Origin of the sequence: uncultured Sphingomonas sp., assembly GCF_934560975.1 — a bacterium.
Classification (GTDB): domain Bacteria; phylum Pseudomonadota; class Alphaproteobacteria; order Sphingomonadales; family Sphingomonadaceae; genus Sphingomonas_I.
On record NZ_CAKTFO010000007.1, the window covers coordinates 109,868 to 125,014 of the forward strand.

At 66.5% G+C, this 15,147-nt stretch carries 13 protein-coding genes; 3 read left to right on the top strand and 10 right to left on the bottom strand.

Features of this window, described 5'->3' with window-relative positions; all coding sequences use genetic code 11:
• The first annotated feature begins 27 nt into the window (after positions 1-27).
• Positions 28-390, top strand: coding sequence for a hypothetical protein (locus Q0D93_RS07390; protein WP_294392483.1), 363 nt, complete (start codon positions 28-30; stop codon positions 388-390).
• 1 nt (position 391) lies between these two features.
• On the opposite strand, the gene Q0D93_RS07395 is transcribed toward Q0D93_RS07390, so the two are convergent.
• Positions 392-1,177, bottom strand: a complete 786-nt coding sequence (locus Q0D93_RS07395) for a 3-hydroxybutyrate dehydrogenase (RefSeq protein WP_294392485.1) — start codon at positions 1,175-1,177, stop codon at positions 392-394.
• Positions 1,178-1,286: 109 nt separating this feature from the next.
• Here Q0D93_RS07395 and Q0D93_RS07400 point away from each other — a divergent pair, with 109 nt between their 5' ends.
• Positions 1,287-2,198, top strand: coding sequence for a neutral zinc metallopeptidase (locus tag Q0D93_RS07400; protein WP_294392519.1), 912 nt, complete (start codon positions 1,287-1,289; stop codon positions 2,196-2,198).
• A gap of 27 nt (positions 2,199-2,225) precedes the next feature.
• Here the strand turns inward: Q0D93_RS07400 and murA are convergent, their stop codons facing one another.
• Positions 2,226-3,509: a UDP-N-acetylglucosamine 1-carboxyvinyltransferase gene (murA, locus tag Q0D93_RS07405; protein WP_294392487.1), complete on the bottom strand. Its 1,284-nt coding sequence runs from the start codon at positions 3,507-3,509 to the stop codon at positions 2,226-2,228.
• A gap of 252 nt (positions 3,510-3,761) precedes the next feature.
• On the opposite strand from murA, the gene Q0D93_RS07410 reads away from it, so the two are divergent.
• The gene (locus Q0D93_RS07410; RefSeq protein WP_294392489.1) at positions 3,762-4,418 is read left to right on the top strand and encodes a Crp/Fnr family transcriptional regulator; all 657 of its coding nucleotides are present in this window, start codon (positions 3,762-3,764) and stop codon (positions 4,416-4,418) included.
• 18 nt (positions 4,419-4,436) lie between these two features.
• On the opposite strand, the gene clpS is transcribed toward Q0D93_RS07410, so the two are convergent.
• The 8 genes from clpS to Q0D93_RS07450 all read right to left on the bottom strand — a co-directional run bounded on the left by clpS (position 4,437) and on the right by Q0D93_RS07450 (position 14,955).
• A complete protein-coding gene (gene clpS / locus Q0D93_RS07415) occupies positions 4,437-4,790 on the bottom strand; it encodes an ATP-dependent Clp protease adapter ClpS (protein ID WP_294392491.1) in 354 nt (117 codons plus the stop codon).
• Between the two features lie 157 nt (positions 4,791-4,947).
• Positions 4,948-5,637: a phasin family protein gene (locus Q0D93_RS07420; protein WP_294392492.1), complete on the bottom strand. Its 690-nt coding sequence runs from the start codon at positions 5,635-5,637 to the stop codon at positions 4,948-4,950.
• 107 nt (positions 5,638-5,744) lie between these two features.
• Complete coding sequence (locus tag Q0D93_RS07425; RefSeq protein ID WP_294392494.1) at positions 5,745-6,419, bottom strand: glutathione S-transferase family protein; 675 nt, start codon at positions 6,417-6,419, stop codon at positions 5,745-5,747.
• Positions 6,420-6,519: 100 nt separating this feature from the next.
• Complete coding sequence (gene gltB, locus Q0D93_RS07430) at positions 6,520-11,046, bottom strand: glutamate synthase large subunit (RefSeq protein ID WP_294392495.1); 4,527 nt, start codon at positions 11,044-11,046, stop codon at positions 6,520-6,522.
• A gap of 10 nt (positions 11,047-11,056) precedes the next feature.
• Positions 11,057-11,623, bottom strand: a complete 567-nt coding sequence (locus Q0D93_RS07435; RefSeq protein WP_294392497.1) for a DUF2059 domain-containing protein — start codon at positions 11,621-11,623, stop codon at positions 11,057-11,059.
• Positions 11,620-13,047, bottom strand: a complete 1,428-nt coding sequence (locus Q0D93_RS07440) for an NAD(P)-dependent oxidoreductase (RefSeq protein WP_294392522.1) — start codon at positions 13,045-13,047, stop codon at positions 11,620-11,622. Before Q0D93_RS07440 ends, Q0D93_RS07435 begins: the two co-directional genes overlap by 4 nt.
• 168 nt (positions 13,048-13,215) lie before the next feature.
• Positions 13,216-14,019 carry an undecaprenyl-diphosphate phosphatase gene (locus Q0D93_RS07445; protein ID WP_294392499.1) on the bottom strand — a complete coding sequence of 268 codons (804 nt, stop codon included), beginning with the start codon at positions 14,017-14,019 and terminating at the stop codon, positions 13,216-13,218.
• Positions 14,020-14,028: 9 nt separating this feature from the next.
• Positions 14,029-14,955, bottom strand: coding sequence for a complex I NDUFA9 subunit family protein (locus tag Q0D93_RS07450; protein ID WP_294392501.1), 927 nt, complete (start codon positions 14,953-14,955; stop codon positions 14,029-14,031).
• Between the last annotated feature and the right edge of the window lie 192 nt (positions 14,956-15,147).

A 15,147-nucleotide genomic window follows, 5' to 3' on the forward strand; every position in this document is an offset into this window, starting at 1 on the left:
TTCATGACGGTCAGAGAGCGAAGCAGGGTGCAGGACGCTAAGCTGCAGCAGGACATGATCGTGCTGATCGTGGAAGACCAGCCCTTTGTCGGGTTGGTCGCCGCCGAAATGGTGGAAATGATCGGCGGCACCGTGACGGAAGTGGCCGCCACCGTGGAGGAAGCATTGCAGGCGGTGGAGCGCGGCGGCTTCACCGTCGCCATGCTGGACATCGACCTGGAAGGGCAATCGAGCGAGCCGGTCGCGCGGGCGCTGCATGCGGCCGGCTACCCGTTCCTGATCACCAGTGGTTTTGAAACCTGCTTTCCGGGGTTCGAGGACACGCCCCGCCTGATGAAGCCCTATGTGATGTCGCAGCTGGAAACCAAGCTGGCCGGGCTGCTCGGCTAGGCTACATCGCCGTCCAGCCACCATCCATCGACAGGTTGGCGCCGGTGATGGAGGCGCCGTCGTCGCGGCAAAGGTGAAGCAGCAGGGCCGCGACCTGCTCCACCGTGACGAACCGCTTGGTCGGCTGGCTTGCCAGAAGCACGTCGTTGATCACCTGCTCCCGCGTCAGCCCGCGCGCCGCCATCGTGTCCGGGATCTGCGCTTCCACCAGCGGAGTCCAGACATAGCCGGGGCTGATGCAGTTCACCGTCACGCCGAACGGCGCCGTCTCCAGCGCCACCGTCTTGGTCAGGCCGGCAATGCCGTGCTTGGCGGCGACATAGGCCGACTTGAACGGCGACGCGACCAGGCTGTGCGCCGATGCCGTGTTGACGATCCGCCCCCACCCCTTCGCCTTCATCCCCGGCAAAGCGGCGTGGATGGTGTGAAAGGCGGACGAAAGGTTGATGGCGATGATCTGGTCCCACTTGGCGGGCGGGAAATCCTCCACCGGCGATACGTGCTGGATGCCGGCATTGTTGACCAGGATGTCCACCGGCCCCAGTTCGCGGGCGCAGGCGTCGACCATCGCGGCAATCTCGTCCGGGCGGCTCACGTCCGCCGCCGAGTAGAGCGCGCCCGCTCCGCTGACCTCCGCCAGCGCCGCGCGCTCCGTCTCGATCGCGGCGGCATTGCCGAAGCCGTTGATCATGACGGCCGCGCCCTCCGCCGCGAGCGCACGGGCGCAGGCGAGCCCGATGCCGGACGTAGACCCCGTCACCAAAGCGGTCTTGCCCTTCAGGAACATGGCGGTCCTCCTCGCTGATTGCCGCGTCTTCCATGCGGCGGCGACGATCAGCCTGCAACCGTTTCGCGGCTGCGGGCATTGTTGGCGTAATAGCAGGGAGACTGTGGCGATGCGCCTCGACGATTACCGGGAAAGCGACAATGTCGGGGATCAGCGGGGGCAAAGCTTCGGTGGAGGCGGAGGCGGCGGTTTCGGCGGGGGCGGGCTCGGCCTGATCTTCTCGCTGGTGGCCAGCCGATTCGGCATCGTCGGCATCCTGGTGCTGGGCGTCGGCATGTTCCTGCTCGGCATCAATCCGTTCGGCGGCGGGGGCAGCGGCGTGGTGAGCCCGCAGCAGCAGACCCAGATCAACCGCGAAGGCGCGCACACCGCCTGCAACGTCGACGCATCCTCCACCTTCTCGTGCCGCGTGCTCGCATCGACCGAGGATACGTGGGCGCGCCTGTTCCAGAGCAGCGGCCAGCGCTACACGCCCGCCGGGCTGATCTTCTACGGCGGCCAGGGCATGTCCGGCTGCGGCGCGGCGCAATCCGCGATGGGCCCGTTCTACTGCCCCACGGACCAGCGCATCTATCTCGACACCAGCTTCTTTCGCGAGTTGCAGGACCGGTTCAAGGCTGCGGGCGACTTCGCCCAGGCCTATGTGATCGCGCACGAGGTCGGCCACCACATTCAATATCTGACCGGCGTGGCGGACAAGGTCCGCGCCGGGCAGCAGCGCGCGGACGAAGCCGGTGCGAACGCCCTGCAGGTGCGGATGGAATTGCAGGCCGATTGCTATGCCGGCGTGTGGGCGGCCAACAATCGTGACCGGTTGGAGCCCGGCGACATCGAGGAAGGGCTGCGCGCAGCCAACGCCATCGGCGACGACACGCTGCAACGCTCGGCCGGGCGCGCACCTGTCCCCGACAGCTTCACCCACGGCACTTCGGCCGAACGAATGGCGTGGCTGAAGCGCGGGATCGACAGCGGCGACCCCGCGCAATGCGACACGTTCAGCGGATCGATCGACCGGTCCTGATCCACGCCGGGCGGCGCGGCGGCGGTATCAGCCCCCGCCGGCCCGCTCGATCTGCGCGCCGACCAGGGAGAGTTTCTCCTCCAGCCGCTCATACCCACGATCGAGGTGGTAGACGCGCAGCACCTGCGTCTCGCCCTCGGCCGCCAGGCCGGCGAGGACGAGGCTCATGGAGGCACGAAGGTCCGTTGCCATCACCGGCGCGCCGTTCAGGCCGCCAACGCCCTTGACGATCGCGGTGCGGCCATGGACCTGGATGTCAGCCCCCATGCGCGCCAGTTCCGGCACATGCATGTAGCGGTTTTCAAAAATGGTTTCGGTCAGCACGCTGGTGCCCTGCGCCAGGGTCAGCATCGCCATGAACTGCGCCTGCATGTCGGTCGGGAAGGCCGGAAACGGCGCGGTGGAGAGCGTGAGCGGGCGAAGCGGACCGTCGGCGGCGACGCGGATACCGTCGGTCTCCTCCGTCACGCTCAGCCCGGCCTCGGTCAGGCTGGCGAGGATCGCCTGCATGTCCTCCGCCGAGGCGCCTTCCAGCAGCAGATTGCCGCCGGTGATGCCGGCTGCGCAGGCATAGCTGCCCGCCTCGATCCGGTCGGGCATAACGCGATGCTCCGCGCCATGCAAGCTCTGCCGGCCCCGCACCACCAGCCGCTCCGTGCCGATCCCCTCGATCTCCGCGCCCATCGCGACCAGGCAGCGGCAAAGGTCGGCGATTTCCGGCTCGCGCGCCGCATTTTCGATCACGGTTTCGCCGCGGGCGAGCGCGGCCGCCATCAGGGCGTTCTCGGTCGCGCCGACCGACACGATCGGGAACACGATATGCCCGCCGACCAGGCCACCCCTGGGCGCGCGGGCGCGGACATAGCCGGCCGCCAGTTCGATTTCCGCCCCCAGGGCTTCCAGCGCGCGAAGGTGGAGGTCGATCGGGCGATTGCCGATCGCACAGCCGCCAGGCAGCGACACCGTCGCCTCGCCCTCGCGCGCCAGCAACGGGCCCAGCACCAGGATGGAGGCACGCATCCGCCGCACGATTTCATACGGTGCGGTGGTGGAGGCGATCGTGTCGGCCGTCAGCGTCATCGCGCGCACGTTGGACCCGTTGCGCGCACCCGCGATGCTGGTCGATACGCCCAGCTCGTTCATCAGGTGGCCGAACCCCTCGACGTCCGCCAGCCGCGGCAGGTTGGTCAGCGTCAGCGGCTGATCGGTCAGCAGCGCGCAGGGCAGCAGGGTAAGGGCGGCGTTCTTGGCGCCAGAGATCGGCACGCGGCCTTCCAGCCGCTGGCCGCCGCGAATGATGATGCGATCCATGCCCTCGCTCTAGTGGTTCCCGCGGCCAAGCGCAAAGCGGCTTGGCCCGCCCCTCCCCCGCCCCGACAGGTGCGACATTTTGCATGGGGATGATGGGCCAGGTTGATGCGTGTTAGTGTCGCTCGAAGATACACCGCGCTAATCACCCGTAAGTAGGGGGATTTTCGCCGCAACATGGATCAAGGCTGTTTGGCCGATCATCTCGGCCGTTATGTAGATTTGCGTGGGCCCGAACGTGAGGCTCTCAATGAATTGACCATCAGCCATCGCCAATTCCGGCGTGGCACCGTGGTTCGCGCGGAACATGGCCCGCTCGGCGACATCATGGTCGTCACCGATGGCTGGCTTTTCTCCTCGGCCCTGCTGGAAGACGGCCGGCGCCAGATCATGCGCCTGCATTTCCGGGGCGACCTGGTGGGGCTGGACGGGCTGGCCTATGACCGGGCGCCGGATACCATCTCCGCCCTGACGGACGCGCAGGTCTGCCTGATCGATCGAGTCGCGCTGGGCCGGATGTTCATCGACCATCCCCGCCTCTGCGCGTTCCTGTTCGCGATCCAGCAGATCGATCGCGTGGTGCTGGCCGAACGGCTGATCTCGCTCGGCCGCAGTTCGGCCAAAGGGCGGGTCGCCGCCTTGCTGATGTGGATCGCCAACCGGATGCAGTTCGCTAATATCGCCATCGACGGCGGCTTCGTCCTGCCCGTCACGCAGGAGGAGATAGGCGACCTGAGCGGGCTGACGGCCGTGCACGTCAACCGCACGATGCGGGCGCTGGCCGACCAGGGCCTGATCGCGCGCTCTGGCACCACGTTGCGCATTCTGGACATGGAGCGGCTGGCTCACCTGGCCAATTATAGCGAGCGGCGGCCGGTGCTGGATCCCGTGTGGTTGCCGCTGGCGGACTGAGCGTGGGCGCTCAGTCGCTCAGGCCTTTTCCAGCGTGCATTGCAGCGGATGCTGATTCTGCTGCGCGAAATCCGTTACCTGGCTGACCTTGGTCTCGGCCACTTCGTAGGTGAAGATGCCGCACACCCCCACCCCGCGCTGATGCACGTGCAGCATCACGCGGGTGGCGTCCTCCAACCCCATCCGGAAGAAACGCTGGAGACATAGCACCACGAACTCCATCGGCGTGTAATCGTCGTTCAGCATCAGCACCTTGTACAGCGAAGGCTGCTTGGTGCGGGTGCGCGTACGGGTGGCGACACCGAGGCCGGTGCCATCCTCATCGCCATCCTTGTCGGTGGCCATGGCTTGGGGTTGCAGATGTTCGATCATGGGTCTGGTCACAGGATATGGCATCCACCACCCCGGCGACAAGGCCCAGCGTGCCAGGAAACCGGGTAACGGCCGTAAAACAACGACGGCCGCTCCTGGGAAGGAGCGGCCGTCGACACATGCGGTCCGCGGGAGCAGCGCCCGCGACGCCCGAACCTTACAGGGTGCCGGTGTTCGCCTTGATCTTCTCGGCAGCCAGCGCGTAACGGTTGGACAGCGGCTGGGCGATGTCGCCGGCGAGCTTCATCATCGTCTCGCTCAGACGCGACGCCTCGGCCACGGCGCTGTCGAACTGCGCCTTGGCGAACTCGCTCTGCAGCTGGAACAACTCGGTCGGCGACTTCACGGTGGCGAAGCTCTTGAACGCGACGGTGGCGCTTTCAAGGCTCTTCTTGCCATAGTCGGCGGCTTCCTGGCTCAGCGTCTGGCTGGCCGTGGCGGCGACGCGAGCCGAGGCGATCATCGCCTCCACATTGCCCTTGGCGAATTCGACCATGTCCTCGCCCATCTTGCCGGACTTCTCGAACGCGGTCTTGAAACGGTTGGAAGCGTCGCCGAACAGCGCCTGGGCCTTGTCGGTGGCTTCGGTGGTCGATGCAGCAGTTGCCATGGTCGTCATGTCCTCGGTTGCGGCCGCCACGGTCTCCGCCGGTGCGGCAATGACGTCGCTTTGAACATCCGGCGACGAAGCGGCTTCACGCGTTGGTGCGAGATTGTCGGACGAGAGCGCGGACGTGGCCTGCCCGGACGCAGCCTCTTGAGCCGCGACCTGATGTGCGGCGATCGCCTGCAGCGCCGTGGCGGGCGCGGGCACTTTGGGCCTGCGCGATTTGATCGCCTGGGCCACTCGGAGATCCTCGTTCGCCACCTGCTGCTCCGCTCTTGTCTTGTTGCACTGCACAATATAGCGCAGTTACGCTAATTGCAAGACCGCATTGTGCAGCGCAACATAGGTTAGAAATCGAGTTTGTCGTAATGGTCTGGCGGGCTGATCACCTCCATCCGCTCGCTCAACAGCGGGCGGAAGCTCGGCCTGCTCTTCATGCCGGAATACCAATGACGCGTCCGCTCGTGCCCGCGCCAGTCGATCCCGCCGAGATAGTCCGCCACGGAGATATGGGCAGCAGCCGCCAGATCGGCCAGGCTGAACAAGGGACCACCGATCCAGCGGCGATGATCCAGCAACCAATCGACGTAATCCAGATGGCTGTTGGCGAGTCGCATCGCGTCGCGCAGGGCCTTGCCGTCGGGTGACTGGCGATGGACCAGCCGCTTTTCCATCCGCTCGAACATCAAAGGTCGGCCGACCTCGTCGTGAAATTTCTGGTCGAACCACGCGACCAGCCGCCGCACCTCCGCCCGGTTCGCGGCGGTACCGGGCAGCAGCGTGGTGCGGTCGATGGTTTCTTCCAGATATTCGCAGATCGCGTTGGAATCGATCAGCAGCAGGTTGTGGGGCCGGTCGACCAATACCGGCGTCTGCCCGGTCGGGTTCATGTCCACGAACTCGTCGCGCTGCTCCCACGGGCTTTCGCGCACCAGCTCGCAGCCCTCCGCCTTCTCACCCAGGAGCAGGCGGACCTTGCGGGAAAACGGACACAAAGGAAATTGGTAGAGCTGCCAGGCCATCGCGGGCCGCTATAGCGCAAAGCGGCGCGGACGAAATGCCTGTCGAACAGGACCGGGCACACACATTACGGTGCGAAAGGCCCGGCCCCGTCCGGCCGTCCTACTCCGCCGCCACCATCTCGGCCGCGGGCGCATCTTCCAGCGGATGCGGCAGGCGCTCCAGCATTTCCTTGGGCACGATTTGCCAGAAGCGGTCACGCCAGCGGGCCCAGTCGTCGAGGATGGCGTTGGACCAACGGCTGTCGGTCTTCACCGCATGGTCCGCGATCAGGGCCTTGAGGCGCGCTTCCCAATGGTCCGAACCGATCCGCCGCCAGACGATGCTCTCCGGATTGGCGGAGGTGGCGAAGCGATCCTGCTCGTCCAGCACGAACGCCATGCCGCCGGTCATGCCCGCGCCGAAATTCTCGCCTACCGGGCCCAGGATCACCGCCGTGCCGCCGGTCATATATTCGCAGCCATTGGCGCCGCAGCCTTCCACCACCACCGTCGCGCCCGAATTGCGCACGGCGAATCGTTCCCCGGCCTGCCCGGCCGCCAGCAGGGTGCCGGAGGTCGCGCCATAGAGCACGGTGTTGCCGATGATGGTGTTCGCCTTGGTATCCAGCGCGCTGGACACCATCGGCCGGACGATGATGGTGCCGCCCGACAGGCCCTTGCCGACATAATCGTTGGCCTCGCCGAACACCTCCAGCGTCAGCCCCTTGACCGCGAACGCGCCCAGCGACTGGCCGGCCGACCCGCGCAGGCGCACATGGACGTGATTGTCCGCCAGCGTGCTCATCCCGAACAGGCTGGTGATCTCGGCCGACAGGCGCGTGCCGACGGCGCGATGCGTGTTGCGCACCGTATAGGTCAGCTGCATCTTCTCGCGCCGGGCGAAGACGGGGGCCGCATCCTTGATCATCTGCGCATCGAGGCTGTCGGGCACGTCGTTGCGGAAGGTGTTCAGCCCGAAGCGGCGATGATGATCGGGCGCATCCACCTTGGCGAGGATAGGGTTGAGGTCGAGATCGTCGAGATGCTCCGCGCCACGGCTGACCTGACGCAGCAATTCGGTGCGGCCGATCACCTCGTCCAGGCTCCTGTAGCCGAGCCGCGACAGGATCTCGCGCACTTCCTCCGCGATGAAGGTCATCAGGTTGATGACCTTTTCCGGCGTGCCGACGAACTTGGCGCGCAGTTGCTCGTCCTGGGTGCAGACGCCCACCGGGCAGGTGTTGCTGTGGCACTGGCGCACCATGATGCAGCCCATCGCCACCAGGCTGAGCGTGCCGATCCCGAACTCCTCCGCGCCCAGGATCGCGGCGACCACGATGTCGCGCCCGGTCTTGAGCCCGCCGTCGGTGCGCAGCTTCACCCGGTGGCGCAGGCCGTTCAGGGTCAGCACCTGGTTGACCTCCGACAGGCCCATCTCCCACGGCGTGCCGGCGAACTTGACGCTGGTCTGCGGGCTGGCGCCGGTGCCGCCGACATTGCCGGCGACCAGGATAGCGTCGGCATGGGCCTTGGCCACGCCCGCCGCGACGGTGCCGATGCCGGCCGAAGAGACCAGCTTCACGCACACCCGCGCGCGCGGATTGATCTGCTTCAGGTCGTAGATAAGCTGCGCCAGATCCTCGATCGAATAGATGTCGTGATGCGGCGGCGGCGAGATCAGCGTCACGCCGGGCGTCGAGTGACGCAGCCGCGCGATCATCTCCGTTACCTTGAACCCGGGCAGCTGGCCGCCCTCGCCGGGCTTGGCGCCCTGCGCGACCTTGATCTCCAGCTCCTCGGCGGACCCCAGATATTCGGCGGTGACGCCGAAGCGGCCGGACGCTACCTGCTTGATGACCGAATTGGCGTTGTCGCCATTTTCGTACGGGGTGTAGCGGCTCTTGTCCTCGCCGCCCTCGCCCGACACCGCCTTCGCCCCGATCCGGTTCATGGCGATGGCCAGCGTCTCATGCGCTTCGGGAGACAGCGCGCCCAGGCTCATGCCGGGCGTAACGAACCGCTTGCGGATTTCCGTGATCGCCTCGACCTGGTCGATCGCGATCGGCTCCTTCGCCCAGTTGAACTCCAGCAGATCGCGCAGATAGACCGGCGGCAAGTCGCGCACCCCACGCGAGAATTGCAGATACTGGCTGTAGCTGTCGCGCGACACGGCCGACTGGAGCAGATGCATCAACTGCGCCGAGTAAGCATGGCTCTCGCCGCCCGCGCGCTGGCGATAGAAGCCGCCGATCGGCAGCACCGCCTTGCCACCGCCGAACGCCGCATCGTGCCGCAGCCTCGCCGAGAGATGGAGCGAGGCATAGCCCTCGCCCGAAATCTTGGTCGGCATACCCGGGAACAGGTCGTTGCAGATCGCCCGACTGAGGCCGACCGCCTCGAAATTATAGCCGCCGCGATAGGAGGAGATCACCGCGATCCCCATCTTCGACATGATCTTGAGCAGGCCGTCGTCGATCGCCTTGCGCCAGCTCTTGAAGCACGCCTCCAGGCTCTTGTCACCGAACAGGCCGCGCGTGTGGCGGTCGGCGATGACCGCTTCCGCCAGATAGGCGTTCACCGTGGTTGCGCCGACGCCAATCAGCACCGCATAATAATGCGTGTCGAGGCATTCGGCCGAGCGGACGTTGACCGACGCATAGGAGCGCAGCCCCTTGCGGACGAGGTGCGTGTGCACCGCCGCCGCCGCCAGCACCATCGCCATCGAGACCTGATCCTCCGACACATTTTCGTCGGTCAGGAACAGCTCGCTCTTGCCCTCGCGCACCGCCTGCTCCGCCTCGCGACGGATGCGGGCGATCGCCTGGCGCAAGGCTTCGGGATTGTCGCCAGCGGGATAGGTGCAGTCGATCGTGGCGTGAGACGAGCCGAAATGGGCCTTCAGCGTCGCCCAGTCGGCGCTGGTCAGCACCGGCGAATCCAGCACCAGCACGCCCGATTGCTGTGCCTCGGTGTCGAGGATGTTGGCGAGGTTCCCGAACCGCGTCTTCAGGCTCATCACGCGGGTTTCGCGCAGGCTATCGATCGGCGGATTGGTGACCTGGCTGAAATTCTGGCGGAAGAAATGGCTGACCAGGCGCGGCTTGTCGGAAATAACGGCCAGCGGCGTGTCGTCGCCCATCGATCCCACCGCTTCCTTGGCGGTTTCGACCTGGGGCGACAGGATCAGCTCCATGTCCTCCATCGTCTGCCCCGCCGCGATCTGGCGACGGATCAGGTCGGCACGGTTCCATTGCGGCAGATGGTCGCCGTCCGGCACGGCCAGGTCGGCCATGGCGCGGAAGCCCTGCACCCAGTCGCCATAGGGCGCCTCTCCGGCGATGCGGGCCTTGATCTCATGATCCTCGTAGAAGCGGCCTTCCTCTAGATCGACGGCGATCATCTGGCCGGGTCCCATCCGCCCCTTCGCCACGGCGGAGCTTTCCGGCACCACCACCATGCCGGCTTCCGATCCCACGATCAGCAGATTGTCGGCGGTGCGCAGCGTGCGGAGCGGGCGGAGCGCGTTGCGGTCCACGCCCGCTACCACCCAGCGGCCGTCCGTCATGGCCAGCGCGGCCGGGCCGTCCCACGGCTCCATCACGCTGGCGAAGTAATTGTACATGTCGTCGACCGGCTGCGGCAGACCCGAATCCTGCCACGCTTCCGGCACCAGCATCAGCTTGGCGGTCGGCGCGTCGCGGCCGGCGCGGCAGATCGTCTCGAACACGGCATCCAGCGCGGCCGTGTCGGAGGCACCCGCCGGAATCAGCGGCTTGATTTCCTCGGACGACAGACCGAATGCCAGGGAGGCCATCTTGATCTCGTGGCTCTTCATCCAGTTCTTGTTGCCGCGGATCGTGTTGATCTCGCCATTGTGGGCGAGGCAGCGGAACGGCTGGGCCAGCCACCATTGCGGAAAGGTGTTGGTCGAATAACGCTGGTGGAAGATCGCGACGCGGCTGACGAAGCGTTCGTCCTTCAGGTCGGGGTAGAAGACCGACAATTCCTCGGCCAGGAACAGCCCCTTGTAGATCACCGAACTGCAGCTGAGCGAACAGATGTAGCAGCCCTGGATCTGCGCCTCGACCAGCTTCTTCTCGATCCGGCGGCGGACGAGATACAGCTTCTTCTCGAACTCGGCCGAGGTTTCCTCGTCCGGCATCGGGCCGGCGATCATGATCTGCTCGATCTCCGGCCGGGTCAGCATCGCCTTGTCGCCGATGACAGACACGTCCACCGGCACCTGCCGCCAGCCGTAGATGGTGTAGCCGAAGTCGATGATCTCGCTTTCGACGATCATCCGGCAGGCTTCCTGCGCGCCCAGATCCGTGCGCGGCAGGAAGATCATGCCCACCGCCAGCCGGTTGGGGCGCGGCGCATGGCCCGCTGCCTCGATCGCATCGTCGAAGAAAGCCGTCGGAATATCGACATGGATGCCGGCGCCGTCGCCGGTCTTGCCATCGGCGTCGACCGCGCCGCGATGCCAGACGGCCTTCAGCGCGTCGATCGCGGCCGTGACGACCCGGCGCGACGGCTTGCCGTCGATCGCCGCGACCAGGCCGACGCCGCATGCATCGCCTTCATAATCTGGCCGGTACATGCCCTCGCGGGCGAGGCGCTCATGCTCCGGAGTGGGAAAATGGGTCATCGGGCGTCTCTTACTTGGCGGGCGTGTTCAGGGCGGCAAGTTGCCGTGCCAGACCGGCGGCCGCGGTCTTCATGTTGGACAGGCTGGCGGTCATCATCTCGCGCTGCGCCGTCTGCACGTCGGGATCGGCCATCAGCGTCGCCATCTGCGTGATGAAGGCCTGTCCGGTCGGCGTCTGGTAGAACGCAGTCACCTCGTTGAGCTGCGTCACCGTGAAGCGGCGGGCATAAGCGTTGGCCATCGCCGCCATCAGCTGCGGCATGGAGGCGACCACCTGATCCGCCGCCGTTCTGGCCTGCGTGTCCATGAAGGTCGACAGAATCTGCCTGACGCGCGGATCGCCGGCGGAGGCTTTCGCGAAATCAGGGTTCTGCTGCAGGGCCTGCTGGACGTTGCCGAGCGTCGCCTGGATAACCGAGCGCATCATCGTGTCGCGCTGTGCGGGCGGCATCGCGACGTCGACGAGCCGCTTCGCCGCGGCAAGGCGGGCCGGTTCCGGTGCTGCGGCGGGCGCCTGCGCGAGCGCGGCGGTCGGCAGTGCCAGGGCGGTCAGGACGATGATCTTGAGCCTGTTCATGCCGCCACCTTCTCCATCTTGCTCTTCGCCTTCAGCCAGGCGTGCATCCGCTCGCTGACGTCGCGGCCGTCGCGGACCGCCCACACCACCAGGCTGGCGCCGCGCACGATGTCGCCGGCGGCGAACACGCCGTCCAGGCTGGTCATCATCGTCTTGTGGTCCACCCGCACCGTGCCCCAGCGGGTGACGGACAATTCCGGCGCATCGAACAGGCGCGGCAACTCCTCCGGATCGAAGCCCAGCGCCTTGATCACCAGATCGGCCTGCAGCTGGAAGTCGGAACCCGGGTCAGGCTCCGGCGCGCGGCGACCCGAGGCGTCGGGCTCACCCAGCCGCATCCGCGCCACCTGCACGCCCGTGACCCGCTCCTCGCCGTGAAAGGCTTCGGGGGCGGAGAGCCAGACGAACTCGACGCCCTCCTCCTCCGCATTCTTCACCTCCCGCTGGCTGCCCGGCATGTTCGCGCGATCGCGGCGATACAGGCAGCGGACGGAGGCCGCGCCCTGGCGGACGGCGGTGCGGACGCAATCCATGGCCGTATCGCCGCCGCCGACCACCACGACATGCTTGCCGCGCGCATCGAGGCTGCCGCTGTCGAACGCCTCCACCTTGTCGCCGAAGCTCTGGCGGTTGGATGCGGTCAGGTAATCGAGCGATTCCACCACGCCATCGGCGCCGATTCCCGGCGCCTTGATCGCGCGCGGCTTGTAGACGCCGGTGGCGATGACGATCGCGTCGTGGCGCTGGCGCAATTCGTCCAGCGTGGCGTCGCGCCCGACCTCAAACCCTTCGTGGAAGATCACGCCGCCATCGCGCAAGCGGTCGACGCGGCGCATGACCACATGCTTTTCCAGCTTGAAGCCGGGAATGCCGTAGGTCAGCAGCCCGCCCATCCGGTCATGCCGGTCGTAGACGTGCACCTCATAGCCGCGGCTGCGCATCAGGTCTGCGACGGTCAGGCCGGCCGGCCCCGCGCCGATCACCCCGATGGATTGCCGCTTGGTGGGACCGGGCACCAGCGGCTCGACCCAGCCCTGCTCCCACGCCGTGTCGGTGATGTATTTCTCGACCGAGCCGATCGTCACCGCGCCATGACCGGAAAATTCGATCACGCAATTGCCTTCGCACAGGCGATCCTGCGGGCAGATGCGGCCGCAAATTTCCGGCATGGTCGATGTGGCATTGCTCAGCTCATAAGCTTCGCGCAGCCGCCCTTCCGCCGTCAGCCGCAGCCAGTCGGGGATATGGTTGTGCAGGGGGCAATGGTTTGCACAATAGGGCACGCCGCATTGCGAACAGCGCGACGATTGCTCCTCCGCCTTGAAGGTTTGGAAGCCGAGCGAAATTTCGGCAAAGTCGCCCGCGCGTTCGCCTGCCGCGCGCTTCTCCGGATAATCCTGCCCGACCTGCGGGAAACTCAACATTCCAGCCATGTGCATCATCCCTCCCCGCCGAAATGACGGATCCAACGAGGGCTGTCACGCGCTAAAACTGGGTTAGGACAGCGTAGCTGGCCTAATTGGATCGCCTTTCAAGCCGGCTTGATCGAACCGCACCTAAAATACCACGGAGATAGTCTCAGATCGGACCTTCTACTTAGCCAACCACAGCAAAGCCAGCGCGCCAGCGACGATCCGATACCAAGCGAAGGGCGCGAAGCCGTGCCGGCCGACAAAGGCAACGAACCCCCGGATCACGCCGATCGCCACGATGAACGAGACCGCGAAGCCGATTGCGATCGTGCCCCAGCCGACCCCGCCGGCGGCGGTCAGCGCCTCATGATTCTTGACCAGTTCCAGCGTGGTCGCGCCCAGCATGGTCGGGATTGCCAGAAAGAAGCTGAACTCCGCCGCGGTGCGCCGCTCCACCCCCAAGGCCAACGCCCCCAGGATGGTCGCGCCGGAGCGGCTGACCCCTGGGATCATCGCCAGGCATTGGATCAGGCCAATGCCGAACACGGTCGGCAACGGGATGCTCGCCACGCCTGCCACGTCGCCGCGCCGCGCCAGCCGCTCGATGACGAGGATGGCGGCCCCACCGACGATCAGCGCCACCGCCACCACATCGGGCCGGCCCAACAGGGCCTCCACCTGGTGGTGAAAGGCCAGGCCGATCAATGCCGAAGGCAGGAACCCCAACGCGACATTGCGAGTGAAGCGCCACGCGCCCGCCTCACGCCGCCCCAGGCCCGACAGAACTGCCCAGAAAGTGCGCCAATACAGCACCACCACCGCCAGAATGGCGCCAAGCTGGATCACGACGTTGAACACCGCCCACGTCTCGGCATCATAGCCGAGCAGCGCGCTCGCCAGGATCAGGTGTCCGGTGGAAGATACGGGCAGAAACTCGGTCAGCCCCTCGACGATGCCGAGGAGGACGGGCGTGACGACATCCATGCCGGGGGCTCAGGCCGCGTTGAGGCTGAAGCGGCCTTCGCGGCGGTAGCGGACCAGCCAGGTCTGGGCGACCGCGGCCAGCGGCGCAGGCTCGATCCCCAGCGCCGCAAAGCCCTGCGCACCCGGCGACACGACATTGTCCTGGTCCAGCATCCGCAACTGGTCCCGGCTGATCGGCGCGCCCGGCAGCCCGCCAAAGCCCGCCAGCATGGACGCGACCCCATCGGGCAGCGCGAACAGCCTGGGAGTACGGCCGATCGCGCCGCCGATCCAGCGATGCAGTTCCATCATGCTCAACGCCTGCGGCCCACCCAGCTCCAGCATCCGCGGCATGGTCTCGGATGAGAGGGCCAGCTTGCAGACGGCGCGAGCCACGTCGACCACCCACGCCGGCTGGAACCGCACGTCGGGGCGGATAACGGGCATGATCGGCGCGCGCGCCATCATCCCGGCGAAGCGGTTCACGAACTGGTCTTCCGGACCGAACAGAATGGACGGGCGCACGATGGCGGCATCCAGGAAGGCGGCGTGGACCGCCTGCTCGCCCTCACCCTTCGAGCGAGCATAAGCCGAGGCGGCATTGGGGTCCGCGCCGATCGCCGAAAGGTGGATCAGCCGCCTGGCGCCAGCCCGCGTCGCCGCCTCGGCCACGGTGCGCGCGCCGTGGACATGCACCGCCTGGAAGCGGCCCTTCATGATGCCGACCAGGTTGATCACCACGTCCGTCCCATGCACGGCCCGCGCAACCGTTTCCGGCTTGGTGATGTCCGCCACCACCGCCTGCGCCTGGCCGAGGCCGCCCAGCGGCTTCAGATGGGTCGCGTCGAACGGATCACGCTCCGCTACCCGCACCCGGGCGCCGCCCCGCAGGAGTTCCTGCACCAGGTAGCGGCCGAGAAAGCCGCCACCGCCGAATACCGTCACCAACTCGTTCATCGGGCCTAGTCCATGCTGTGCCGTGCTATTTTCGTCCCATGCCCGCCAGGCCTTCGCCATGCAAGGCTTCGAAAAGATCGTTGACAAGTCCCGACTCACCCCCCTAAAGGCCGCCGCCTACCCCGTGCCCAGATGGCGGAATTGGTAGACGCACCAGCTTCAGGTGCTGGCGATCGCAAGGTCGTGGAGGTT

Excerpts from the sequence above, each read along its gene's own strand:
- Q0D93_RS07440 (WP_294392522.1), bottom strand. The coding sequence starts at position 13,047 with ATGTTGAGTTTCCCGCAGGTCGGGCAGGATTATCCGGAGAAGCGCGCG.
- clpS (WP_294392491.1), bottom strand. The coding sequence starts at position 4,790 with ATGATCGAACATCTGCAACCCCAAGCCATGGCCACCGACAAGGATGGC.
- gltB (WP_294392495.1), bottom strand. The coding sequence starts at position 11,046 with ATGACCCATTTTCCCACTCCGGAGCATGAGCGCCTCGCCCGCGAGGGC.
- murA (WP_294392487.1), bottom strand. The coding sequence starts at position 3,509 with ATGGATCGCATCATCATTCGCGGCGGCCAGCGGCTGGAAGGCCGCGTG.
- Q0D93_RS07450 (WP_294392501.1), bottom strand. The coding sequence starts at position 14,955 with ATGAACGAGTTGGTGACGGTATTCGGCGGTGGCGGCTTTCTCGGCCGC.
- Q0D93_RS07425 (WP_294392494.1), bottom strand. The coding sequence starts at position 6,419 with ATGGCCTGGCAGCTCTACCAATTTCCTTTGTGTCCGTTTTCCCGCAAG.
- Q0D93_RS07435 (WP_294392497.1), bottom strand. The coding sequence starts at position 11,623 with ATGAACAGGCTCAAGATCATCGTCCTGACCGCCCTGGCACTGCCGACC.
- Q0D93_RS07395 (WP_294392485.1), bottom strand. The coding sequence starts at position 1,177 with ATGTTCCTGAAGGGCAAGACCGCTTTGGTGACGGGGTCTACGTCCGGC.
- Q0D93_RS07445 (WP_294392499.1), bottom strand. The coding sequence starts at position 14,019 with ATGGATGTCGTCACGCCCGTCCTCCTCGGCATCGTCGAGGGGCTGACC.
- Q0D93_RS07400 (WP_294392519.1), top strand. The coding sequence starts at position 1,287 with ATGCGCCTCGACGATTACCGGGAAAGCGACAATGTCGGGGATCAGCGG.